Raw genomic sequence first — 24,018 nt, forward strand, 5'->3', positions numbered from 1 at the left:
AAGCAGACGCGTTCATTTTCGCGGCGATGCGGAACGTCTTCTACAGTGGGCACGTGGCAGGGTTCGACGCAACAAAACGTGATTGAGCGGTCCCAAGTCCAGGTCGGGGTTATGATCCGCAACGTCTGGCAGTTCTACGAATCACGTTCGCCGACTGACCACCGAGAGCGAGCCGTGCGGCTATGACCCGCCTCAACAAGCCCAGATCCATTGGAGTCAACCACTGAGCCCAGGCACGGAACCCGCCGATAGTATCCTCAGGACGTACCTTGTGATTTCCGCCGGGCACGGACAGGCTAAGAGCAGGCCCGCAGAACTGCACGCGTGCTCACCAAAACGGCAGAGCCGGGTTCCTGAAGCCCGGCGGCCTGGTCTTCGAGCGGATCGTCAGTGGCGAGCGGGTCGGGAGCCTCTTCAAAGATCGGCTGAAGTAGCTGGCGGTATTCTTTTTGAGCTTCGAAAAGATGAGCCCACGGTCGATTTGAATAATGCTTGAAAAGCAGTTTGTCGCCCTTGTGGGGAATCCCGTGAGCCAGTGCAACGCTGGCGAGAACGGCACGGTTCTGGTCTGGGCAGGTGCCGTGGTGACTCCAGACTCCGCGAGTTCGATCTCGGATCTTGAACGATCCTGAAGCCGCCCGTCAGGCAAGGTGACCGCGATCTCGGTTCCAGGGCCGAGTTGGCGGATTTGAGGGCGACACCGATCGCAGGATGACTGTGCTCAGTTGGCAAGCAAACTAGGAATGCGACAAGTCGATTGCAGGCCTTGTCGAGGCGTCTTCGCAGCTTGAGTTGAGCGATCGTTTCGCGGCCACCCAGCTACCGTTCGTCCTCCCAAAGGTATCACCGAGGGTATCACGAAAGGTATCACCGCCGAAACGGCCAAAAAGGTATCACCAACCAGGCGATGTAAGTTCTTTGCTTAAAAGGACTTAGGTAGTCGGGATGACAAGATTCGAACTTGCGACCTCTGCACCCCCAGTGCAGCGCTCTAACCAGGCTGAGCCACATCCCGTAGCAATAGGAACGGGCTCGTTGCATGAACCAGTCCTTTTGCACGGCAAACTCTACCGCAACCGTTCGACTTTCGCTAGGGTGATATCGGGCCGTCGGATGATGTGTCGGCAAGTGTTTTCATTCGCAGAAAATATTGGGTTTTCTTGATGGCAGTTTCGGATCAGGTGCACTTGCGGCAAAAAAAATCCGCGGAAATTGGTCTGTCCGCACGCCCCGATGCGGGCCAGACCGTGCCGCCCCCTGCGGACACGCCGCGGCACTCCGTCGGCCGGCGGCCGGGGGCGTTTTCAGCCCGCCTACGGCGATACTGGCCCCTGTTTGTTCTGGGCATTGCCGTCGGGGCCGGTTCGGCGGTGTATTTTTGGGGGCGGGCAGCCGGCTCGCCGAAGCAATCCACCGAGCTGAGTGCGCGCCCGATCCCACCGACCTATGCTCCAGATCGGGCGATTGGTTATCTGCGAGCGATCGTTGACATGGGGCCGCGCGTCACCGGTAGCGAGGCGATGGTGAGGCAGCAGGCGTTTCTCACAGAATTCTTTACTCAGCAGGGGGCGGATGTCTCCCTCCAAAAGACAAAGATTCGCCACCCGCTTACCGGCGCGAGCGTGGACATGGCGAACCTAGTTGCCGCCTGGTTTCCTGAGCGGCCAATCCGCTTTCTGTTGTGTGCCCACTACGACACGCGACCGTTTCCTGATCAAGATCGCCACGACCCCAAGGGCCTGTTTCTGGGGGCCAACGACGGCGCCAGTGGCGTGGCGGCCTGGATGGAAATGAGTCACCAGTTCGCGGACTTGCCCAAGGATATCGGAGTCGACGTCGTGTTGTTCGATGCCGAAGAGTTTGTGTTTGCAGAGGGCGCTGACGATTATTTCTTGGGGTCGACGTATTTTGCCCAACAATACCTGATGTCACCGCCGTCGGTGCCCTATCGAGCCGGTGTGCTGTTGGACATGGTCGGCGATCGCGAATTGCAACTGCTCTACGATCGCGCCAGTTTGCGGTACGCCAAAGAGATCACCAAATCGATCTGGCGGACGGCCGCGAAATTGGGGGTGACCGCGTTTGTGCCCCGCACACGAATGCAAGAAATCCGTGACGATCATTTACCGTTGAATCAAATTGCCAAAATCCCCACGACCGACCTCATTGATTTCGACTATCCGCGACCGGGGTTCCGGGCACCTCAATACTGGCACACAACCGAGGACACACCGGACAAGTGCAGCGGCGCGAGTTTAGCTGCGGTAACTTGGGTGGTCCATCAATGGATCATCGCACAGTCAGAAACCAGCGAGTAGTGTTTCTGTTTCATTTCAACGTTAGGATGACGAGCTCATGTTTGCCGGCGGATTGATTCTTTCAGCCACCTTGATCTTTTTTTCGGTGTGGCTGTTTCGATCTGAGAAAATCGGGTGGCCAGATGATGCGTACGACGATCCTGTCGACGACGAATACCTCCGCCGACGCTCGCGTTCACGACGGCGAGTCAATGCGTTGTTCTTCGTGTGTGGGCTGCTGGTGCTGGGAGCGACGCTGGCGACCCCGGACCGCCGTGTATTTTGGATCGGCTGCTGGATGAGCGCCATGGTGGTGCTCTGCACTATCGTCGCTCTGGCAACGCTCGATGTCGTCCGGACGATGCTCCATCACCGCCACCGCATCGACCGGATGCGGATGAGACGCGACGGAAGAGAGTAAGCGGACACGGGTTCAGGAGTCAGGAGTCAGCGGAGCTAGCCGGCAGCGAACGTAGAAACCCGCGTCGAGTTTTCGGTTGGCTGGATCAGCGACCGTCATCCGGCCCGCTTCGATTTGGGGCTGCAAGCGACCGATGCGTCGGTGGCTGAGATTTCGTTCAATGAGATCGAGCACGTCGGCTTGGTCCATCTCCGCGGAGTGGCCCGTAACCAACAAGCGAAACGATCGCCCCGAGATCAGTTCGAAACAGTTCTTGAGCAGTTCGGGCAGATCGCGACTAATCCGCCACGCCTGTGCTTGCTTGGCCGGACGTTTGTCCGACGACTTAGCCTTTCGCTTGCTCTTGGGGCCATGGCCGTAGGCGGGCGGATCTAGGACAATGGTGTGATAGCGGTTGCCACGCCGGATTTCTCTTTGCACAAACGCTGCGGCATCATCGACGAGGTACCGAACGGGGGCCTCTCGCAGTCCGTTGGCAACGGCGACGCGTTTGGCAGCTTCGACATTTGGCTTGGCAGCGTCCACGTGTGCGACCCCCATCCCGCTGCTCGCCATCGCCATCGTCGAAACGCCCGTGTAGGCGAACAGGTTCAAAGCTTGCCGCTGGCGACTGCGCGACGAGCTGGGAAGATCGCCTGCGGGTGCCGTTCGCATCAGCCATTGCCAGTTCTCGAGTTGTTCGGGAAAGACTCCGATGTGACCGAAGGGGGTTGGCTGAACGGGTATTTGAAGTACTGCCCTCTCAGGGTCAATTGGATCGGAAACCTCGATGGCCAGCTGGTCGGGCCAGGCGGTACGATGAGTCCAGATCCGCGCTGCCGCGTCATACCGGCTCTCGGCATCTCTCCACGCGGCGGGATCGCGGGGCACGGCGTTGTCGGCCGCGGGGCTGGGGCGATCAATGATTCGTCCAGCCAGCGACTCGAGCTTCCGCCCGTTGCCGAAGTCGATCAGTTGGTAGCAGCGGGACAAAGCAAAACCTGGAATCAGAGTCGGGGGTGGCCCACAAGGTAATCGATTCTTGTGTATTCCGGGATAGGATGCTCTGCGGACTCGTGTTGCCGCGTTGCTCGAGGTGCGGAGAGCGGACTACCTAAGATTCCTTTTTCAAAAATCATTGTCGATCGGTTCGTCGGTTGTTCGACAACCTTGTGTCATCTTAATTGCAACCACATCAGGAGAAGTTATGAAAGTCATGGTCATCGTGAAAGCCACCAAGAGTTCCGAGGCTGGTGAGCTGCCCAGTGAGGCATTGCTCACCGCGATGGGGCAGTTCAATCAAGAACTGGTCGCCGCCGGCATCATGGAAGCTGGCGAAGGACTCAAGCCGAGCTCGGCAGCTAAACGCGTTCACTTTCACGGCACCGATCGCACTGTCACGGACGGGCCGTTCGCGGAGACAAAAGAGCTGATTGCGGGCTTCTGGCTATGGGAAGTGGCGTCGATGCAGGAGGCGATTGAGTGGGTTAAACGCTGCCCTAACCCGATGCTCGAAGACTCCGACATCGATATTCGGCCGCTATATGAGATGGACGACTTCGCCGAACAAGACCCGCAAGGTGCGATCCGCGACCAAGAGGATGCGCTCAAACGAGCCATTTCGCTGCAAGCGGCAAGCGTTCAGCCCTACCTGTTTTTCGCCGGACGCTGCGAAGAGGCGCTCGGATTCTACGAGCAAGCGTTGGGAGCGAAAGTGCTGATGAAGATGGGTTTTGATGAGAGCCCCGATGCGGTTCCCGAGGGTATGCTGCAAGCGGGCTTCGAGAAAAAAATCATGCATGCATCGTTGTCGATCGGCAAGATGACGATCATGGCATCCGATGGCTGTGACGACAAATCGAAATTCGACGGCTTTCGCTTGGCTTTTTCGGTAGCAACCGAAGCTGGTGCAGAAGCGGCGTTCAACGCCCTCGCGACAGGAGGTCAGGTCGACATGCCGCTCACCAAAACATTTTGGTCACCCCTTTATGGCATGGTCACCGACAAGTTCGGCGTGGGCTGGATGGTGATGGTCCCCGGTGATCCACAGTGACGACCCGATTTGGCCAATGAGAGAGGCTGTCCAGCTTCCGATTGTTCATTAACACAGTCGAACGCCCCTCGCAACGATTGATCTCGCCAGACCAAGCAAGCTCGGCGGGTCCATCAACCAGATCTTGCGGCTAGATCACGGGAGCATTATCATGCCCGCTTCAAAACCAGGAAATCGCATTCCAGAGCGATTTCCCGGCAACTTCACATGACGTGGAGTTGTGAAACCACCGTATGTGGCACACACACGGGCGATTAGCTCAGTTGGTTAGAGCGCTGCTTTCACACGGCAGAGGCCACAGATTCGAGTTCTGTATCGCCCACTCCTCAGAACCCCGTAAAACACTGTGTTTTTCGGGGTTTTTTGGTGTTCCTGCCGAATCGGATAAAACTCCCATCTTGTCAGATTTTGACCCGTTTTGACTCCTTTTGTACGGAGTTGGGGCAACCGCTGGGGCAACGAAACTTTCGGCCTCGGTTCTCTTGGTGTTAACCGGAAGCTCCGGCAGCAACTCGACTGCCGCCGATGTTTGCAGTAACTTTTCGTCGGTGTACGTGTTCATCGTTAACGCGATGTCGCTGTGCCGCATCACAGCTTGGGCGGTGCGAGGCGAGACGCCCGCCGCCGACAGGTGTGTGCCAGTTGAGTGCCGCATCGCGTGCAGGTGAATCCGGCCTTCGTTCTCGTCCATCTTGTCGATCCCGGCGGCGATCAGATCTCGGTTGAGTATCCGAAGCAAGCCGGTCGGGACGTTGAAAACGAGCTCGCTCGATGTCTTGCCCTCGCTCCATACTCTCAAGTCGGCGGCAAGGTCGCTCTTGATGGGGATGGTAGAACCCTTGCGGTTCTTCTCATTGCTCGCTCGCAGAACCAGGAACGGAACATCTCCGAAGCTCAGATCGCCAACTCGAAGCGTCCGCAGTTCGTTCGCCCGTAGCCCCGTCAAAATCAGCGTTTTGTAAATCAACGCTCGCTCGGTCCCCAGGCGATCTAATTCCGCCCGCCTGGCGTCGGAGACGCTTGCAACCTGATTCCCCTTATTTTTGCCTCGTCGCACGGTCAATGCTTCTTGCAAGGGACGACGCTGGGCGGTGGCAAGTAGCTGCCGCATCTCGTCAAGTGACAAGGCACGAGCAACCCGCCGCCGGTCGGATTTTTCGTCACGTTTACCAAATCCGTCGAACGGATTTGAAGCCAAGCGACGCTCGCCCGTTTGTGAAGGCCGCTTCCCCTCCAAACGAATACCGGTCAGCCAGTTCCCGAATGCCGTCCACAACGTCGCATGCCAATTGTACGTCGCAGCCGATATTCCCTTTTCTTGACGCAACCACTTTCGCAACGCCTCCGCATTCAAGTCTCCCAGCCATCGGAACCCGCAGCCTGCACACGCCGCCTTCAATCGCGTTTCGCTGGTTTTGATCCGATCAGCATTCACTCCCCGCGATTTCAGATCGGCGATGTAGTCGGAAACGTGATCGGCAAGCAGCGTCTTACTGTGATCGCCGATTTGCACGTCCCGCATAGTGAGCGAACCGCCTCGTACCTTCTCAGACACGGCCACCAATTCCGCCAATCGGGCTTGTGCCGCTTGTTTGTCCCGGCACCCAGTCGCGACTTCCTTGACGATGCCGTCGCCGTCGCGGTATTTGGCGTAGTAGGTCTCCGATTTGGTTCTTACGCGTTGCTTACCCCGCTTGTCGACGACGACCGTTCCTATTCGCTTCTTGCCGTTGCGATCCTTCCAGGTAGCGATTTCTTCGATGATCGTCGTCGTCGATGGATCCTGCTCTAGCTCTTTCTTGTTAGCTGGGCGTTTCTTTGTCGTGACCGTGGCACCGCTTGGTAGCGATCGCGTAACGGTTTTTCGTTTGACGGATGCCATTGGGCATATCCCCTCTTAATTGATCAATTCGTGCGTCTTGCCCTGTGACTGGATTGGCCAGTCGCCCTGAGAGCACCGCTATCGTACGCACGAGTTTTGAATTGGAAAGAAAAGTACCGGGCTGCAGAGCCGTCCCTTGCTCGGCGGCTACCGGTTTAACTCGAGTCTCTGGAAACGCTTTTACGCTCCTCGTCGCCGAGGGTGCTTCACAGAACGAACGACAGGACAGCCTTCCCTGATCCAGTTTTCGACGACGTCACGATCCCAGCGATTGGAGCCGCCGAGCTTCACCGGTCGCGGCATTCGACCGGAATCGGCGAGTCGGTAAACGTGTCGAGTAGAAATTGCCAGCATGGCGGCCACTGCATCGACTGACATGAGTCGAGCGGCGTCAGTTTGATGACCTGACGTAGGCATGTTGAAAACCCCGGAAAAAGTGGTGAACAACTCCATCCTTGAGCTTGCGATTCGGAACGTGAAATCAACGCTGGCTCAGCATTGACCATCGACAATCCAAAGTATACCGTAGGAATTAATAGTCAAAAGGGTCCTGGTGGACCTTTCGGGAAAAATTAAATTTGGTATCTAAGAATCGAGGTGCGAGATGCCCCCTAAAAAAGCCGCCAAGAAGACGACGAGCAAAGAGGTAACCCTGAAGGTTCAGTTGGGGCCAGACGAGCACAAGCTCGTAAAAATGGCTGCTGCAGAGCTCGAAATAACGATCGCGGAGTTCTTGCGCAATGCCGCTGTGACATATGCCAACCAAGCGGTGAGATCCTATTATCAACGTGAACTCGCTCGAAAGCCATTCCGACCGACGGAGGAATGATCGAGCAAAGTGAAAAGCCAATGCTCGATTGCCTTCAGACCGGTAACGTTCGTGATTGGCTCGAAGCTTGAACGCTTCGCATCTAGCCAGGCGTGTTCAAGACGAGGTGTCGCAATGGTTGCCCGCGGCTTGATCAGTTCAATGGAACCGGATGTCGTGTCCTATCGAAAACGGCTGTCATACGGTTGTTCTCAGCATAAGCATAAGCATGAGATGTGGTTTGCTCGCAAGCCTTTTCTTCAGTGGGTTCCTCACTGACCAGCTCCGCGTGCGACTCCATTCGCGGCGCAAGAGCACGGATCGTGGTCAAAGCCGCGAGAGCCTTCTCATGGCGGCGCGCAGCACGCTGTGACGCTTCAACCTCGAACTTGGGCAGCTCAATGCCTTTACCGACGCACCTCGCCTCTATCAGGCCGTGAAAGCCCTGCTCGAGATGCGTGGCAACCAAATGGTCAACCATCAGTCGCTCCAGATGGCTGCCGGTGCCTTCTTCGATCAATCCTTGCCGAAGCTCTCGGGTCCTGTTGAACATGACCTCTCGCTCGAACAAATCATGGCCAGTGAGGGCTCGAACCCATTCCGTTTGAACCTTAGCCGCGATGTGACCACGTTGGCTGAAGAGATCTGGATGCTCCTTCATCGCTCGGCGAAGCGTGACTAACGCGTCTTGATCACCGTCACGACACCGGCGGACCACTTCATCCAGAGTCACCTTTTCGGAAACCCATTCACCTGGTTCCAGATCGCTGCCCCCCTGCTCCTGATTCTCGCACTCTGCAGACTTGTTCATCTGAACGCTCCGTCGCTTTCGCCATCCTCGGCGTTTCGGGTCGTGATATCCGGCCGCATAAAGGTGGGCTTCCAAAAGTAATAGTGTTGAGCTCGCGTAATCCTCTGCCATCGAGTCGAGCTCAACGATTCTATCTCGAAGCTGCGAGTCAACTTGCTTCTGAAAAGCCTTCGACTCCAAACGCAGCGATTCCATCTCAGCCCGCAGTCCGTTGCCCAAGTACTGTTTATGAACTCGGCCATCCGGCATGCGTCGGCAAAGATAAAAGTACTTCCGACCGTTTTGGCGTTTCTCCCATGCCACGTAGACTACACCCTTTAAAGTTCCCGGTTGTGCAAAATCTATTCACTCAACATTATATCGCACGAGCGGTGTATAGTGAACGCCAATTTAAGTGCTAGAGTCAAAATACGATAGTTGTCTAAGATTGGTGACGCCGGTCGAGTACCGGAAATGTAAAGACGATCTGGCAAGCGGCATTGTTGAGTTAAAGGTCATCGAAAAAGCCTCCAGCATCAATCGTATCAACAAAAGGTGCAGTCATATGACCGTTGGGATGCGAAAAGTATTGATGATCAGCAAGACATGCTGATCGAGTTGGCAATGGATGTCTGGCATTCACCTTCGCGATTTTTCCTTTGACGATGCAGATCCCGCCAGTGATCCGATTACCGAATTCATCGACAAGCACGCCTTAAACTCCTGGCAGTCGTGGCGACAATGTTCAAGAAGTGTTTTGTGATCGTCTAACTCAGGACGCTCTGACCAACCGCTGGAGCAGTCACCGGCTTCAGAAAGAGATCATCGCGGTACAAGGTCGCCGGCAAGAAGGTGGCCGCAAGCCGACAGTCGTTTCAGGCAAGGCGTTCCAAGCTGAGTTGGAACAAACGCTTTGGACGTGGCGTCGTTGGCTAGAACTTCACCTCGAAGCGAACCCGGAGCTGAAGCCCGAACTCACCAAAGAGCTCAACTCGCTCAAAAGCAAAATCGTGAAGGTGAACGGATTGATTTCGAAGTGAGCGAGTGGGGCCTGGGTGCTCAGAATGTGAGTGGCGTAGCCCAGCCCTTCGTAAAAGCTGTGTCGCGGCTCAGCGAATCCAAATGATTCAGCGAGAGTTAAAAACCCCCAATCGTGCTTGGGGCTGGTTGTCGCTTAACGGTAGTCCGACCAGCGACGTACGGGACTGAGCAATTCGTCATTGACCAGTTCGTTAGTTGAGTCACCCGTTTTCACCCAGTGGGAGTATCTCAACCAGTTGTTTTTGATCCGAGATCAATTGACCGCCGGATTTGCCATTGGAGGAAACGAGGGGGGACTTGGGGGACGTGGGGGACGTCCTCGCCTTCTGTTTACGTTTTTTATACTCGGAGAGGATCTGTTTTTCGTCGTATTTGTCAAAAACATCCGAAGCAGATAAAGAAACATGTCCCCCACGTCCCCCCCCATTACATTGCTAAGCTAACCAACTTCAAATGGTTCTGTTACTTTGGAGAAGCTTTTCACCATTTTTCAACCTTCAAGGTCACAAAAAAAACGGAAGTGGTGACGAAGCAGGTCCCCCACGTCCACCATGTCCCCCCTCGACCTAGATCAAGCGAGGCTCACTGCAAAATTTACTGTTGGCGGTGGATTGCCGCCCCATACTTTTCGATCCACCAGCGGTGGTGGATCACTTGCTCGCCTCGCCAGTTCGTTGCGTCGGCTCCGGGATAACGTAGGACCGTAAACAGATCATCGAGATGTCTCTCTAAGAACTTGGCGAAGCGTTCATTGGCGACGTGCGTCTTCGGATGACGCACCAGCTCCCACATTTGCATGTTCAATCGTCCCGCCATTACCTTCACCCCATGAGTAGTCATCTCGTTCTGTAAAAACGATTGCGATACTCGAAGCCTTGAAGCAGCAGGTCTTTCACACCACGCGGAAACGCCAGTGCGCCACCGGACCCGCTTTCGATCAGCGAATCACATCGCCGAAGCAGGTGCGCGAAGCACTGTTGATGGGTCGCCGAGGTAAACTTGTCGTATACCGCCCAACCGTCGTGTTCGAAGATTCCCGATCAGTCGATGCCCAGCAGTTGTTCTGCCGGTCCAATACTTCTCGTCGCATCCACTTCGTAGCACGTCGCGGTCAGCCCGGCGAACGCATGAAACCAAGCGCCACGTCCATCCACTCGCCAACCCGTTTCATCTCCGACCACCTGAGGCGAACCTCGCACGGTCCTGCGAACCTGAGTGTCGGCATCTTCCAGTCGATCGGCCGTGCGAAGCATGCTTCGGCAACTGGTGCTGCGACTGACATGAATTTCAAAAAGTATTTCCAGCAGACGCTTGACCTTCCCGCGACTGAGGCCAAGTTCTTTGTTCAACAACGCCATCGAGGCGTGAGCGTTCGGCCCCAATTGGACTCCAGCGGCCCACTGCGTCGGAGGTTTGCAGTTCGTGTCGCCCCTGCACGTGAGATCCGCACCCACAGCAAGTACCCGCATCGATGTTGAATTGCCGATTGATGACCACGCGAGGGATATCAGTTTGGAATTGGACGAGCGTCTCGGTCTTGGTCAGTTCATCGTGCCCGCAGTCTGGACAGCACGCCGGCAGGGGAACGTCGTAGGCTTCGCCGATCAGCTCGGGCACCGCACGGCGGTGGTGCTTGCCATGGTCCTCGCCGCTTTTGCGCCCAGGCTTTTTCGGATCGAGTTTGCGTTTCTTGAGGAAAGGAGCCGCTTGGCGTTTGCTTTCCCGCTCGATTTTTTCAAGACGAGCGGTGAGCAACTCGACTTGCTTGACCAACATGTCGATAATCGCCTGCTGCTGTTCAAGCAGCGGCTTGCATTCTGGGCAATCGGTCGTGATCTTGGGCACATCGATGACCCGCAAATTTTGGTCGATTCAGCCCAAATTCACCAAGACCAGTTTTTTCGCTCGGCAAACGAGTATCTTCAGAGCAGCCAATGAAGATCATCCGGAAGTGGATGCCAGGGGCGGGGACCCTGGCATTTCCCAGTGCCATCTCGGCTCCTCAAAATGTGAATCACACATCGTAGCCGATTAAGGAGAAGATCAAAAAAACGATGCTAGCGTCAGCTTGCTAAGCCAACTTGATCCAGATGTCTTTCGTACGCTCGCTCAATCCATTCGTCGTCCTTCTCTGCATCTACTTCAAACATTGCAGCCTCCAAAAACTGATCATCGCGAGCCAGACTGATCAGGTAGTCGCAGTAGGCTCGCTCGAACCATGCTTCCTCCGCTTCCACATCGACTTCAAGCGTTGCCTGATCTAGGTCAGTTTCGCTAACCGCATGATCCACCGTTAACGTTGGAGCAGATGCAACCTCGACCCACCAACGATTATCACCATTGACTTTTTTCGTGTTGAGCGACATCTGCTTGACAACGCGACACTTGAATCGCCGCAGTCGCGTGCCAAGGATCGACGAACTCACTCGTCCGATGCACATGCCGCAGAACTCCTCGATCGCGCCCCTCAGCCCCTTGCTATAGATCGGCGAACACGCCCCACGATCGTTGGCAACCTCTAGGATATCGAAGGCCTTCAGGCCCTTCCCTTTAGGGTCAACGCCCTGCAAGGCCCGTATGAAGTGCAGCAACGATTCCGTGTCACTGTCGGAAGACTCTCGGACCTCCGCTCTCGTCAATCCCGGATCGGCAAGTCCGCACCACACGATCGATCCGCGAACCAAGGCCGACCAGCCCTCAAATGATCCCCAACTCTCCAGCCCCTGGTTGGGACGTCCGGCCACAATGTAACCACGCAGTATCGTCAACGCCGCGACTAGTAGTTGGGGGCGATGAAGCCGCACATGCTCGAGCACGGCCGGGTATTGGAACTCGCTGCGGTCTTCAGGGTGCTCCTCCGCCGACTGAAGACGAATCTGGCAGACACGCCGCGGCATATCTCCAGCGAGATTAATGTTGTTGCCCGTCCCGTAGAGTGTGAATCTCAATGGGCCCTCGATCACTTCGTTGTGTCCCAGCCTGCGGTCGTTCCACGTTGTACCAGTCAAAACCGCGTTCAGTGCCCCGCAGCCGATGGAGTCAACGATGTCGTCGAACAGCACCAATTGGCGGGCCTCAACGACGAAGGAGGTGATGAGTTTGCGAACCTCATCGTTGCCCGAGGGAATCGAGTTCTGAACGGCTCGACTGCCGGTCACGATCATCCAATTGATCTCCGCGAGCAGCCCCTTCCCGGTTCCCGGTACATTGCCGTCGAACAGAAACATCGGCCCCGTGCATCCACGGTAGGCTTCGCGCGCCAGAGGCGTCAACAAGCTGGCGAGCCAAGCGGATCGACTTTCGCTATTCGCGAAGGGAAAATCGGAGACGATATCCAGCAGGGATGCCACTGACTGCTTGATGAGTTCCGGTGACGGATTCTCGGGGACTTCGGGGAAACTATCGTCGATGTCGAGATACAGACCGCTTTCGTCGTCGTAACCCGCCGTCTGCACGATCGTGCCATTCTCCCGCAGCACGGGACAGCGCACGACGCCACGAATCGGACGAATCCCTTCCCAATGCCCACGTGCTAATATGGCCTCCGAACACCAACGCGGAATTCGTTGTCCTTTGCTGCCTCTGTGACTGGAACCTTGTGCGTGCGGATCAAAAATACTGCAACTGTCACTGATGATTTCCCGAAGCGACGCAAGAACAAGTGGCTTCAAAACTCGGTGGGTTTCTTCACCGTCCGTGCTCTTCTTGCCGACCACCGTCAACCGCCCGTGGTGCTCAAAGATGTCCTGCCGCTTCGCGAGGACTGCAACCACTTGATCGTTGACCTCCATTTCATTCAGCGACGCGGCGATGCTGGTTCTCAATAGGTATCCGATTCTGCCGTCAGATTTAGCTGCGTCGTCGACTTTATGCTTCAACTCATCTTCTGTCCACGGCGGGGCGCACTTGCTGTTCCACTCACTGATGATCTCCAAGGCCTGTGCTTCAGTCAGCGAGAAACCCTTAATAAGATCACAGGCAAGCCGGAAAGTTCGGTCGTGACCACTCTCGCCTGCTACCGCACCTGCAGTTTTAGCAGCGTGCTGACGGGCCAAGTCAATGTTTTCGTCGCCCTCAACCGGCGTTCCGGGCTTGATCAAGTTCTTGCCCGTGGATTTCGGTTTCATCACCGACGTAGCGGCCGGAATCAAAGCCGGATCATTCCCTTTGTGCTCCCGCAACAGCTGAACCGAATCGCTCAAGGTTAGCCAGTCGTCATCGCCCCAGAATCGTGACCAATGGTCACGTTTGTGATGTTTGCCGGGAATGCGGATATAGTTGCCACAGCGTTTTTGCGTGTTTTTGACGGTCGGCGACTTTGGGAAGCACTCAATCTTCTCAAGCCCGTGTTCACGAAAATCCGAAGCGATCGATTTCGCCAATTGATGTGCAGTACTGGCTGGGATTCGTTGAGAAAACACAAGCCAGAGATGTATTCCACCTTTGCCATCGCTGTCTTCGATCAGCGATTGCAGGCCGATCGCACGGAGTTTATCCCTCAACATGATCGCGTAATTGAGATTAAGACTTGTCGACTCATCGGAAACATGATTATCCAGATCCCACACGACGAACGAGCACTCGTCGTCCAACGAGGTGATACCGAGTCCTATGATCTCGGTCCCGTTAAAGTGCCCGTGCAATGACTCAGGCGAAAGGCTGTTTGCTGACCATCTGGCTGATCCATTCGAAGAATATCGGCCGTAGCGGTCTCGCTTGACTGCCATCCGTTCCCAGCACCACTCAGCGAGTGCTTGACGATTGACCTGCCATGCGTTTTCAGTTCCCAAACCTACTTCAGACAATTGTTTCGTCATCGTACTTGCAACTTTCGTTACGCCATCGCAGACAATGCGACAGCAGTGTTATAGAAATCGACACGGCTCATCTCATCGCCGTGTCGGGGAAAATCAAATTCACTCGGCTTCGGGAAAAATGTCATTTCCAAAATTCGAATTTTAAAGAGAGTCGATGATGGAGTTCATTTTCCTCGCGTCAATCTTGGCCCGATCCACCACCGCCTTTTTCATGTAATCGCCAACCTGCATCCCCTGCATATTGGCTGCCGCTGTCACGACTGCGTGTTCATTGATCGAGAGTAAAATTTTGAGTTGTTTCGTCGGGCCTTTGCCTTCTAATTTAACGGTTGGTTCTTTCTTGCTCATCGCACTTTCGTTCCCGTCGCGGCTCGCGACTGTCTAGAGTTGTTAAAACACCAAAGGCCTCCGAAGCACGCAGGCCCTCAGGGGCCCATGATACCTCGTGGTCCTTTAATGTCAACTGAATGGTTGCGGCAGCTCAAAGAAATTGACCCGCCTCAACAAGCCCAGATCCATTGGAGTCAACCACTGAGCCCAGGCACGGAACCCGCCGATAGTATCCTCAGGACATACCTTGTGATTTCCGCCGGGCACGGACAGGCCAAGAGCAGCCCGCAGAACTGCACGCGGGCTCACCAAAACGGCAGAGCCGGGTTCCTGAAGCCCGGCGATCTAGCCTGCGAGCGGATCGTGAGTTGCGAGTGGGTCAGGAACCCCGTCGAAGATCGGCTGAAGCAGCTGGCGGTATTCTTTTTGGGCTTCGAAGAGATGAGCCCATGGCCGGTTCGAATAATGCTTGAAGAGCAGCTTGTCGCCCTTGTGGGGAATCCCATGAGCCAGTGCAACGCTGGCGAGAACGGCACGGTTCTGGTCGCCGCCCAGCCAATTGCTCATCTGATCCCTGAGCGTGCCGAAGGGGAGCCCGGGAACTGCGTTTTTTCCCTCAGCTTTGTTAACCCGAGAGCACAATCGACTCCATTTATTCGAGAACGAGGACTGGGCGTTGCGGGACGAATCGCGGTAGAGGTTGCTACCGGTGCTCGTCAGCAGCATTCGTTCGGAAGACTTCAGTGGTCGTTTGAGTCGTCGTTCGAGATCAGCTTTCCACCACTGAACCAACTGAACGGTCTCCGGCCACAACCACCACCAACCGACAACGTCAGTCTTGGGTCGGAGAAGCCCACACCAAGAGTCGTTATCGCTGCTGACGATCTCGAGACCTTCCTTTGTCCATGGGTGAGGTTGGTGCAAGGACAGATCTTCCCATTCGACTCGGCCGATCTCGGCCGCACCATGCGAGCAATTGAGGCACCAGATCAACTTCAATCGCTCGGCTGGCAAGGCGTGCTTGTAGAGAAGTTTGAGATGATCGACGCTGAATGTCTTGAGCTCGATGTCCTGGATCGAACGTCGATCCGAGGACAGCCGCTGGACCTTGGTTTCAATCAGGTCGAAGTCGTCTGGCCGCCTCCATTCAAAATTGTCACGAGTGTGCAGCCATTTAAAGAACCGCTTGAGTTCGCCGATGTGACTGGAACAGTGCTTAAACGAAAGCGGCTCGTCTGACCTCAGGTTGATTGGACGGTTTCTCCAGAAGTCAAAGATCTCCTGGCACCTCGTGAAATCTAACATCGCCAGAGGCACGTCCGGCTGTCGCTTCGCGAAGTTCTCAATGAGGCCAACCATATGATGCCCGCTGCCGTCGAACACGCCGCCCTTGGTGAAATCAGCGATGCGTTTCTTCGTATATTCTCGGACGGCATCGTGGAATGTGCCCGTGATGAGCGGTATCTTTTCCGCAGGTGGCGTTTGGGAGCGTACCTTGGCGGTGGTGACGATAGCTTCTCTCGCGGCCTGCTCGTGGAACTGAGCCGTTTCGTCAATGTGATGCTGTGACATGGCCCACGACACCGACGGGTAGGCTTCGTTGAGTCGATTGAGCAAATTAAATGCATCCTGCCAGCGTAGTTCGGCTGTTGTTGCCGGATGTGACTCAACAGGGCTAGAAAACACCTTGGCAAAGTGCCCAAAGCGGTAATCGACCTTGTTGTCGCGGAAGACTGAGTCGCGTAACTCGGGCAATGGCGGAAGTGGAACTGGCCGAACACCCTGCTTGACTTGCTCGGCAATCCACAAGGCAAGTGGTGTCCATTGGGCCGTTTTATCACCCGTCGCTACGCCACCGTTTCGTCCGCTAACCCCGAACGCTGACCATTCCACAGAGGGGGATACTGCATTGCTCTCTTGGCTGGCCTCAGCGGCGGCAGTTTGCTGCTTCAGAAATCGCTTCGCCTCAGCCTCTAGTGCGAATTCAGGAAGGCTTGCTAATACGACCGGGTCGACGAAGACCTGGCTGAGGCAAAAACACTCATGATCGTTCCACAGTTCCCTAAGACGCGTGATGCGAGTCTCGACATCCTGCTGAGTGAGTCCACGCGGTAGCCGCCACCGCTTACCCTGAAGGAAGAAACGCTCACCCTTCGCATCGGTGCCTCGGGTCGATTTCTGACGGCTGTGCCGCCGCGTGATTTTGCCGCTGGATTGGGTGATGGTGACCTCCGGGAACTCTGTCCGCTGACGTCTAATTGGACCCAGAGATCCACCTAATTGGACCTCCGATTGGACCCAATTGACTTGAAACCGCCTCCTTTAACAAGGGAATTTCCGTAAGTCCATAAAAAAAGCCAACTTGCGACGAATCGCAAATTGGCCAAAGTGGAGGTAGACGGACTTGAACCGACGACATCCTGCTTGCAAAGCAGGCGCTCTCCCAACTGAGCTATACCCCCGTATTTGGAAGTGTGAAGTTTGACGACGGAAGTGTGAAATTTCTAACTTCTTGACTTCAAACCTCGCACAATGGGCGTGCCAGAACTCGAATCTGGGACCTCGTCGTTATCAGCGACGCGCTCTAACCAACTGAGCTACACGCCCGTGCGTTCTCCAATCTTGCGACCAGAGGGGACGAAGTTTAGGAAGTTTTCGCCGCTTGTCAAAGCCTCTTTGGGCTCGAATCGGTATGAATTCCTAAAAGTTTTCCACGCCGCGGGCATGCGACCGAAGCTTGCACGAGCAAGTTGTTTCGGCTGACGATCGTCACGACTTGAGCGTACCTGACCTAAAACGCCGTGATTTCCCGCAAAACACTGGATTGTTGACAGTTTTTTCAGGGGCGTTACGTGTGCTACTTTCTCCAACCTCTTCACTGGTCTTTCGAACCATCGGATGACCTTTTCGCCCTACGGCTGTAGGCCGCCTTTGAACTTCGTTGGCAGGGGAGGGCAGTGACAGGGACGCCGTCACTGAAAGACTTGCACGATCTCTTGGGTCCGCTGGGCAAATCGCATTCCGCACTTCTACCACCCCAGACAGACAACCTCGGTGACTCGATTGAGTGTGGCCGCTAGCCCCGTGTGGTAAACAATCTCAGCGATCTGCTCTGAAGAGTAGAAATGGCTCAGGTTTTGGATATCTTGGTCGGTCATGGACTGAGGGTGCGTCGTCAGTTTTTTGACAAACTGCAATGCCACGCTCTGGGCGCCGCTTGAAGAGCTGCCTGCGGTCAGCTGAAAGATCTCGTGATCGCTGAGTCCTTCTGCCAACAACCGTGTTCGCGAAACGTTTTGCATGTACCAAGCTTGATCTTCGCGGGCCGCGACGTATGCAATTTGGTCTCGTAGGCCAACGGGAATTTGCCCGACAATCCTGGCTTGGTGAAGTTGCTCCACAAATGCCGGGCCAGCCGCTGGGATTTCGGATAACAGCTGCTCGTGAGCAAAAATCCCATCGTGCGGTTCAAATGATGCCATTGAAAGGCGCGGTTGCCGCGTCGATTGTCGTTCAAACTCTGCGAGCCAATCAGTGTAATCATCAAATTTCTCTCGTTTGGGAAACCCGACTGGTGCGACTTGCGACGGTGTGCTCGCGACTTGCGGGTCGAGTGTCGAGACAAATTCCCGCTGTTCTTCTTGCGGAATGCCCAACGAGTCGGTCCACCGATTCGTGGCGTTATAGCGACCAACGGTGAAAGCCATATCGAGGATTTGTTCCTCTGAAAAATGAACTCGTAGTGCATCGATATCGCGGTCGGTGATGGTATGCGGAGCCAACGTCAACTGGCGTGTGAAGGCAAATGCTGCACGCTGTTTTTCTGGGAAGGCCGCCCAGTCGGAATCGAGTGCGAGCAATGTCGGCTCAGTCACGCCAACTGATTTCAATTTGTGTTCTTGATGGCCGAGGCAGTAATGACAGTTATTGACCCGAGATACAATCCAGAACAGTTCGGTCGAAAAGTCATACGGCAATCCTTGATCGGAGACCGCGGGGTAGCGACCTCCACGGATTTGCAGTTCTGGTGGCAGATACAGATTTCGCATCCGACCGTTGTTGACGACTCCCATCGAGGTCCGACCGCCAGATTGTATGGAAGTCGAGGCAGAGGAATTCGAGACGGGAAGATTCGAGTCCTCATTGGCCGGCGGCAGTGGCAACCTCGCTTCGCGATACTTCAAACGGTCGAGCGCCTTGAGCATGTCCGCTCGATTGGAAGGCACGCCCTTCGGAGTTGATTGCGAAGGCGATAGCTCCTGCGCATGGGAAGCACCCAAGAACACGAGACCAATGATGGCAATAGACGCACAGGTAAGAACGATATACTTTTTCATGATCGCTGTTGTGGAGAAGAATGATTGGTGAATAAATGAGTCAATAAATGACCACAGTGCTTCAAGAAACACGGGACGATGAAAGCTTGACTAGCGGTCGGCGCGCGCAATAGTGCAAGCCGGTGTGGTTGTGACGAGGTACTGAAATTGCTTTTTGCCCACCGCACCGCCTCGACTCGATCCCGTCAGGGTGACGCTCAAGCGGACATTGGGACCATACATTTCGCCATCGCCCTCGATGACAAAATCACGCAGCTCAAACCCGTCGCTCCACAACTCGTCCGCCACATAGACCGGAGGCGTCAGTTGTCGCATGTCCGCTACGGACTTGCCGGTTTTCCAGGCTTCCAGGGATGAACCGAGCAACGCTACTGCGGCTTTTGGATCTGAGACCGGAGCCGATCTACCGCCACAGCCGGCCAGCGTCAGCGTCGCGACGGCAAGAAGGCATGCATAGCAAGAACGTATCATCATGGCAGGTCACCCACTGTCTCATGGTGGGCACGTGTGCCGGCAGCACGCCATATATCGAGATTAACATTCTCGCTAACGAATACCACCGAACCGTCGCAGCGGCAAACCAACACGCCACCGAAGTGGTTGCTGTTGGCCGTTGTCGCGATACGGCCGGGCGGAAACATGCACGAGCGGCGATTGGGTGGTGCCACGTGCATGTAGGTGGTCGTTGAGTGGTATCCGTACACCCAAGGAGCACCGATGTCACTCACTCGTTGATACATCAAATTATCGGTGTCGATGGCTTCGCATTGCTGATAGGCTTCATCCGGAGTTTGCGGGTTGGTTTGCGGCCAAAAGGTATCTCCGGAGCTGGAAATGGCATTGCTGAAATCACCCTGATTGTGCTCGCTGAACGCTGCGGTGTGAGACGTGCCGTCGAGAATGTCACGAAAAGCAAGCTGCTTCGTTAAATAGAAAACGCCGCTGGGTTCAGGCATCCCAAAGTTAGGATCAGCAGGATTGGTTGGAGGCAGACCCCATAAAATCCCCGATCCTTGATTGGCGCGATACGTCGTCCCCGCCCAGCCCATCGGCAGTGGCGACTGGGCATCCGAAGGACAATTAAAATTAGGTATGAACGCCTTGGTGGCAGCGACATTGTTGGCGTGATTCCAGGCGACCGTGGGATCAACAAGTTGTGCCGCAGCGGCCTGTTCCAGGAATGGCAATATCGCTGCATGAACCGAAATTCCCTGTGATGTGCGACCGGGCGGGAACAACTTATAGGTCGATTCGTAATTATGTAACGCTAACCCCATCTGTTTCAGGTTGTTACTGCACTGCATCCGCCGGGCAGCTTCGCGAGCGGATTGCACAGCGGGCAGCAAGAGGCCCACCATGACTCCGATAACGGCAATCACGACGAGCAGTTCTACCAATGTGAAACCAGTATGGACGGACCTTCGTCCTGGATTGAGAGACATGAAACCAAACTCCAAAGAATGAAATAAAGACAGCACGAAAACGGACCGTCTGCCGAGCCGGAATCTGGCGCAGCAAGGACGGATCGCCAAAACGCAACGATAGAGAAGGGGCATGAGTGCGAGCTGCACTCGCCAGCCACGAGGCTGTTAATTCGTTCAACCGCAACACGCGTGCGCGCAGTAGACGCGCACTGAACTGCAATGCTGTTGAGCAAGATCCGACGTGAGTCGCAAATCAGCCATGCGAGCAGACGAGCAGGGATCCTCGCGGCACGTCAAAGGCGACATCTCCTTTGAAAATCGCTACGACTTGGCCACGCTGATCTCTATTCTGAACTCAGGTTGCTTAAGAGTTCCTGGGAGGAGGCGAAGCAACCTCTAAGAAAGGGGAACTGGCCAGCAAACTATTTGCTGGCCGACCCCAGCGGGAATTGCCACGATCAACAGAACTGTCCTGCCGCTCATTCACAATCGCAGGCTGTTGAGGGACCGTGGTTCGAGGTGCCTCAAGTGGGGAGGTGGTCAACGGACTTTGTTCGCATCTACCATTTTCACAGGCTGAGCGATGAACCGGAGGGTGAGGCAACACTGAAAAGATTGATACTGAAGACACCCGATACAGCCCACTGGAATCAGATTCCACCTGCCCGGCATGAATCAGGTAGTCACCGCAACTGGCCAATGCTGAAGAGGAATGTCCAACAACATAAGCCAAAAACAACGCAACAACTACAAAAAAATGTCGGTGTGAGCATCGTTTCGCTTCGTCGTGACTCATTCGAATCATTGATAGCAGTAAGGGGAGACTTCGTCTCAATAACCGTCTGATTATTAGCAGTTTTGTCGCGGTAGTCAATTCAACAAAAGTTCAACGATGCACTTTATCCGCGCTTTTTCACTCTCACTACCTTGACAAGTGGGAAAACTCCCTCTGCAGAGTGGGGTCCTCCATATTCTTCAATAATAGATTTTGCTCTCTCCAAGCGGTCTGGGTTGGGAATCTCACACTGAGCCGGCAGATTCCTGCTACCAACGCGTCGATTAAGACCTGACTTGTCGTTATCGCGCCCTGGTGTTGGCCGCTTGACCTTTTGCGTTCTGTTTCTCGCCCCATTTTTTGCATTTCATGAAGCTCCGAATCGTCGCCATTGCATTCCTCTTGTCACTGGCTTTCCTACGGGTGCCGGCGTCGGCAGACCTAGTCACCTATAACTTGTCAGGTACTACGCAGGCCACTTTCTTTCCAACGAGTAGTCCACGGTTTACGGACAACGTGAATTATTCTATCAATTTCTCCATTGACGACTCTGCAATCGACTATTTTGGTCAGCCGTATGAAACGGGAATCGGTGGTTTCATTGGTGGCCAAGCTCGGGTGACGCTGACAGATTTCAGTCCCACGAATACTGTGTTTCTCGACAATGCTCTGTCGACAAACGTCACCGGGCTGTTCTGGCAGAATTATGGCTCGCAGGTAATCTCTCTAATTGATCCAACGCCCTCCGCGCCTGGGAATGCGCCCAACTTTTACGTGGGCGTGGCGATTGGAGGTACTTAGAACACAGCTGGCCCAATCGCAAATGTCAACATGATCACACGGTTCAATGACACCGCTGGACCAGCTAAGAGTTCCCAGGCCGGTCTGCGATGGGATTTTGGTCCGGGGCTGCCTGACGTGATGTTCAATCGCGTCCTTTTTCTATCTGCGACTAACCCCGTCAGTCCGCCTTCAGCCCCGACTGCGACATCTATTCCCGTGCCGTCGCTGTTCGGTACTTGCTTGATCGGCGTCTCTGTTGTGCATTTGCGGCGGCGAAAACGCCAACGCAGCATGCTTTGATAGTCAGACCAAGATGCATCCTCAACGGCCCTAACAACTGGCTCAAGCATTCTCATTCTGGGCGGGAGCCGCCCCGTAGAAGTGCACGTCCTGCTGCGGGTAAGGGAATGAGATACCGACTTGGTCGAATTTCCGTTTCACCTCGCGGGTGACCTCTGTTTTTACCTGCCACCAGTCACTCGTTTTCGCCCAGGGGCGGCAGACAATATTGACGGAGGAATCGGCCAATTCGTGGGTCACAACGACGGGCTCGGGGTCGCTGAGCACTAATTTGTTGGCCTGCAGGACATCCTTGATCAAATTCTCAGCTTGCTCGAAGTCATCGTCGTAGCCAATTCCAAACTCCAGGTCGACACGACGGGTCGGATTCGCGGTGATATTGGTGATCACATTGTTCCAAATCTCATTATTGGGAACGTGAATGGTTTGATTGTCAAAGGTTCGAAAGGTGGTGGAAACCAGATTCATTTGGGCGATTGTCCCGGTGATGCCACCCGCATTAACGACGTTCCCGACATCAAAAGGGCGATTGATCAGGATCATCAGGCCGCTCGCAAAATTGCTGAGCGTTCCCTGCAGCGCCAGTCCAATGACCAAGCCGGTGGCTCCGATCGCCGCCAAAACAGGTGTGATATCGACTTCCAAGGCGGTCAGGGCGATAGCGAACCCAACTAACATGACGATGTTTTTGATCATGCTGGCGATCAGTCGCTCGGCGAGCTGGCTGAGTTTGAGTTTGCGTTCGAGCAGCCAATTGACGATTGCTGCGACCACCTTCGCGATCAGGTAGGTAATGAACAGGATCAGGGCGAAGCGGCCGAGGTTCCACGCCAATCGCTGGCCGCCTTCCTTGGACGACATCCAGCCGACGATGCCAGCCCATGCTGATGCGGCATCGGACGTGTCCAACTCGATTCCGGAAACCGCGGCTGAATAGGTGCGGTACTCCGCGACATCGCCGCCCTTGGCCTCGAGCGAATTGAGTACGACTGCCAATCGATCGCTCAACACCGTCCGCTGATCTTGCAATTTGGTGACGCTGGTCAGCATATCGCCTTTGAGTTTGATCGCCGTGTTGACAGTTTTGGTTTGGGCATCGGACTCTCCAGCGGTCGGCGATGCGGTTTCGGTCGTGCTGCCTCCGTCGTTGTCAGGGGACTGCAAATCGCCGGCGGGTTCAGCCGCGCCTGCGGGTTCAGCCGCGCCGGCGGGTTCAGCATCTCCCGCGGATTCAGCATCTCCCGCGGATTCGGTATCGCCCGCGGGTTCGGTATCGTCCGTCTCGGGCGCGGGTTCTTCAGCGGGGGACGAATTGTCCATCACGTCCTCATCGAGGCCGAGATTTCTCTGAGCCATCGCGGTCACGGACTTCTCCTCCTGCTCGGCTTCGTCGGCCACTGTTTTCGTGATCGATTCGGCGACTTCCAATGAGCTCTTGGCAGCCTCATCGTCGGCGGCATTCACGGCTTCGGTCGCCTTCTTGACGCCCATTCGCACAGCTGCGATTTCGCGTGCCTTCGCCCGCAGCAGTTTGAACCACGCATCCGACTCGACCTGCAGCTCCGACTTGGTCAACGGTTTGACCATCACCTTCAACTGATCCAACGGAATATCGGGATTGAGCGTGGTGTGAGCCGTGTATTCAGGCGTCTTGGCCTCGTCCGTCTCCGCCGCCCGGCCCGACAACGCACCCATGCCGCTGCAGAGCAATACAGCCATTGTCCACAGGCACTGAGAACTCACGCTACCATTTTTCATACTGCTACGTCCATTCAATAGGAGTTGTTAACTGATTGATGAGTGGGGAGTGAAAAGGCTAAGGGACGAGAAGGCTAAGGACCAGACACCTCGACCACAATCGCCTAGGCCCGCCGCGTTTCCTTCTGGCGGTAACCAATGTGTCTTCAAATGTCGTCGTGCTGCCACGTCGATTGGCAGACATCTGTCGATACATCGGATCTCCTAACTGACTTGCTTCGTC

General features: G+C 55.2%; 22 protein-coding genes, 4 tRNA genes and 2 pseudogenes. 11 read left to right on the plus strand and 17 right to left on the minus strand.

The features are described 5' to 3' along the window. Positions 1 to 186: hypothetical protein (locus Poly21_RS27035; protein WP_302117597.1), on the plus strand; the 186-nt coding region annotated here is incomplete at its 5' end. Positions 187 to 940: 754 nt separating this feature from the next. Here Poly21_RS27035 and Poly21_RS04890 read toward each other — a convergent pair. After that, positions 941 to 1,015, minus strand: a tRNA-Pro gene (locus Poly21_RS04890). A 148-nt stretch (positions 1,016 to 1,163) separates the two neighbouring features. On the opposite strand from Poly21_RS04890, the gene Poly21_RS04895 reads away from it, so the two are divergent. Together Poly21_RS04895 and Poly21_RS04900 are read left to right on the plus strand one after the other, a co-directional pair. Next, positions 1,164 to 2,318 carry a M28 family peptidase gene (locus Poly21_RS04895; protein ID WP_146405830.1) on the plus strand — a complete coding sequence of 385 codons (1,155 nt, stop codon included), beginning with the start codon at positions 1,164 to 1,166 and terminating at the stop codon, positions 2,316 to 2,318. A 37-nt stretch (positions 2,319 to 2,355) separates the two neighbouring features. Then, positions 2,356 to 2,718, plus strand: coding sequence for a hypothetical protein (locus Poly21_RS04900; RefSeq protein ID WP_146405831.1), 363 nt, complete (start codon positions 2,356 to 2,358; stop codon positions 2,716 to 2,718). A gap of 12 nt (positions 2,719 to 2,730) precedes the next feature. Here Poly21_RS04900 and Poly21_RS04905 read toward each other — a convergent pair whose 3' ends face one another. Then, positions 2,731 to 3,690 (minus strand): class I SAM-dependent rRNA methyltransferase, encoded by a 960-nt coding sequence (locus tag Poly21_RS04905; RefSeq protein WP_146405832.1) that lies wholly within the window; start codon positions 3,688 to 3,690, stop codon positions 2,731 to 2,733. Positions 3,691 to 3,904: 214 nt separating this feature from the next. Between Poly21_RS04905 and Poly21_RS04910 the strand changes: the two genes are divergently transcribed. Then, a complete protein-coding gene (locus Poly21_RS04910) occupies positions 3,905 to 4,750 on the plus strand; it encodes a YciI family protein (RefSeq protein ID WP_146405833.1) in 846 nt (281 codons plus the stop codon). Positions 4,751 to 4,998: 248 nt separating this feature from the next. Then, positions 4,999 to 5,072: transfer RNA gene (locus tag Poly21_RS04915), tRNA-Val, on the plus strand. A 279-nt stretch (positions 5,073 to 5,351) separates the two neighbouring features. Here Poly21_RS04915 and Poly21_RS27040 read toward each other — a convergent pair. Beyond that, positions 5,352 to 5,861 (minus strand): annotated as a pseudogene (locus tag Poly21_RS27040) (tyrosine-type recombinase/integrase); the annotation flags it as partial. Positions 5,862 to 6,068: 207 nt separating this feature from the next. On the opposite strand from Poly21_RS27040, the gene Poly21_RS27045 reads away from it, so the two are divergent. Further along, entirely contained in the window at positions 6,069 to 6,542 is a 474-nt protein-coding gene (locus Poly21_RS27045; protein WP_302117599.1) for a hypothetical protein, read from the plus strand. A 10-nt stretch (positions 6,543 to 6,552) separates the two neighbouring features. Here Poly21_RS27045 and Poly21_RS27050 read toward each other — a convergent pair whose 3' ends face one another. Beyond that, entirely contained in the window at positions 6,553 to 6,723 is a 171-nt protein-coding gene (locus Poly21_RS27050) for a hypothetical protein (RefSeq protein WP_302117601.1), read from the minus strand. An 89-nt stretch (positions 6,724 to 6,812) separates the two neighbouring features. Continuing rightward, positions 6,813 to 7,085, minus strand: a complete 273-nt coding sequence (locus Poly21_RS28210; protein WP_146405834.1) for a helix-turn-helix transcriptional regulator — start codon at positions 7,083 to 7,085, stop codon at positions 6,813 to 6,815. 151 nt (positions 7,086 to 7,236) lie between these two features. On the opposite strand from Poly21_RS28210, the gene Poly21_RS04930 reads away from it, so the two are divergent. Beyond that, positions 7,237 to 7,461, plus strand: a complete 225-nt coding sequence (locus Poly21_RS04930) for a hypothetical protein (RefSeq protein ID WP_146405835.1) — start codon at positions 7,237 to 7,239, stop codon at positions 7,459 to 7,461. A 133-nt stretch (positions 7,462 to 7,594) separates the two neighbouring features. Here the strand turns inward: Poly21_RS04930 and Poly21_RS04935 are convergent, their stop codons facing one another. Beyond that, positions 7,595 to 8,554: a hypothetical protein gene (locus Poly21_RS04935; protein WP_302117603.1), complete on the minus strand. Its 960-nt coding sequence runs from the start codon at positions 8,552 to 8,554 to the stop codon at positions 7,595 to 7,597. Between the two features lie 428 nt (positions 8,555 to 8,982). Between Poly21_RS04935 and Poly21_RS04940 the strand changes: the two genes are divergently transcribed. Further along, positions 8,983 to 9,270 carry a hypothetical protein gene (locus Poly21_RS04940; RefSeq protein WP_146405837.1) on the plus strand — a complete coding sequence of 96 codons (288 nt, stop codon included), beginning with the start codon at positions 8,983 to 8,985 and terminating at the stop codon, positions 9,268 to 9,270. A gap of 595 nt (positions 9,271 to 9,865) precedes the next feature. Here Poly21_RS04940 and Poly21_RS27055 read toward each other — a convergent pair. Then, entirely contained in the window at positions 9,866 to 10,111 is a 246-nt protein-coding gene (locus Poly21_RS27055; RefSeq protein WP_302117605.1) for a hypothetical protein, read from the minus strand. Next, positions 10,108 to 10,740: pseudogene (locus Poly21_RS27060) on the minus strand (IS66 family transposase). The gene Poly21_RS27055 and the pseudogene Poly21_RS27060 overlap by 4 nt, the downstream one beginning before the upstream one ends. On the opposite strand from Poly21_RS27060, the gene Poly21_RS27065 reads away from it, so the two are divergent. Beyond that, positions 10,709 to 11,209 carry a hypothetical protein gene (locus tag Poly21_RS27065; protein WP_302117607.1) on the plus strand — a complete coding sequence of 167 codons (501 nt, stop codon included), beginning with the start codon at positions 10,709 to 10,711 and terminating at the stop codon, positions 11,207 to 11,209. The pseudogene Poly21_RS27060 and the gene Poly21_RS27065 sit on opposite strands and share 32 nt — an antisense overlap. Before the next feature lie 125 nt (positions 11,210 to 11,334). Here Poly21_RS27065 and Poly21_RS04950 read toward each other — a convergent pair whose 3' ends face one another. From Poly21_RS04950 to Poly21_RS04985, 8 genes are all read right to left on the minus strand, one after another. Beyond that, the gene (locus tag Poly21_RS04950; protein WP_146405838.1) at positions 11,335 to 14,088 is read right to left on the minus strand and encodes a TOTE conflict system archaeo-eukaryotic primase domain-containing protein; all 2,754 of its coding nucleotides are present in this window, start codon (positions 14,086 to 14,088) and stop codon (positions 11,335 to 11,337) included. Positions 14,089 to 14,229: 141 nt separating this feature from the next. Further along, entirely contained in the window at positions 14,230 to 14,436 is a 207-nt protein-coding gene (locus tag Poly21_RS04955; protein ID WP_146405839.1) for a hypothetical protein, read from the minus strand. A gap of 327 nt (positions 14,437 to 14,763) precedes the next feature. Further along, on the minus strand, positions 14,764 to 16,311 hold the full coding sequence (locus Poly21_RS04960; protein ID WP_146405840.1) for a hypothetical protein: 1,548 nt from the start codon (positions 16,309 to 16,311) through the stop codon (positions 14,764 to 14,766). A gap of 496 nt (positions 16,312 to 16,807) precedes the next feature. Next, positions 16,808 to 16,880 (minus strand) — tRNA-Ala (locus Poly21_RS04965). Between the two features lie 71 nt (positions 16,881 to 16,951). Then, positions 16,952 to 17,025 (minus strand) — tRNA-Ile (locus Poly21_RS04970). Between the two features lie 422 nt (positions 17,026 to 17,447). Next, positions 17,448 to 18,755 carry a carboxymuconolactone decarboxylase family protein gene (locus tag Poly21_RS04975; protein ID WP_146405841.1) on the minus strand — a complete coding sequence of 436 codons (1,308 nt, stop codon included), beginning with the start codon at positions 18,753 to 18,755 and terminating at the stop codon, positions 17,448 to 17,450. 90 nt (positions 18,756 to 18,845) lie between these two features. Then, on the minus strand, positions 18,846 to 19,229 hold the full coding sequence (locus Poly21_RS04980) for a hypothetical protein (RefSeq protein WP_146405842.1): 384 nt from the start codon (positions 19,227 to 19,229) through the stop codon (positions 18,846 to 18,848). Next, on the minus strand, positions 19,226 to 20,197 hold the full coding sequence (locus Poly21_RS04985; RefSeq protein ID WP_146405843.1) for a DUF1559 domain-containing protein: 972 nt from the start codon (positions 20,195 to 20,197) through the stop codon (positions 19,226 to 19,228). Before Poly21_RS04985 ends, Poly21_RS04980 begins: the two co-directional genes overlap by 4 nt. A gap of 1,126 nt (positions 20,198 to 21,323) precedes the next feature. On the opposite strand from Poly21_RS04985, the gene Poly21_RS04990 reads away from it, so the two are divergent. Both Poly21_RS04990 and Poly21_RS04995 read left to right on the plus strand, forming a co-directional pair. Next, positions 21,324 to 21,755, plus strand: a complete 432-nt coding sequence (locus Poly21_RS04990; protein ID WP_146405844.1) for a hypothetical protein — start codon at positions 21,324 to 21,326, stop codon at positions 21,753 to 21,755. Between the two features lie 30 nt (positions 21,756 to 21,785). Continuing rightward, the gene (locus Poly21_RS04995; protein WP_146405845.1) at positions 21,786 to 22,037 is read left to right on the plus strand and encodes a hypothetical protein; all 252 of its coding nucleotides are present in this window, start codon (positions 21,786 to 21,788) and stop codon (positions 22,035 to 22,037) included. Between the two features lie 42 nt (positions 22,038 to 22,079). On the opposite strand, the gene Poly21_RS05000 is transcribed toward Poly21_RS04995, so the two are convergent. Next, positions 22,080 to 23,756 (minus strand): mechanosensitive ion channel domain-containing protein, encoded by a 1,677-nt coding sequence (locus Poly21_RS05000; RefSeq protein ID WP_302117608.1) that lies wholly within the window; start codon positions 23,754 to 23,756, stop codon positions 22,080 to 22,082. Positions 23,757 to 24,018 lie beyond the last annotated feature (262 nt).

Source organism: Allorhodopirellula heiligendammensis (assembly GCF_007860105.1).
Taxonomy (GTDB): Bacteria; Planctomycetota; Planctomycetia; order Pirellulales; family Pirellulaceae; genus Rhodopirellula; species Rhodopirellula heiligendammensis.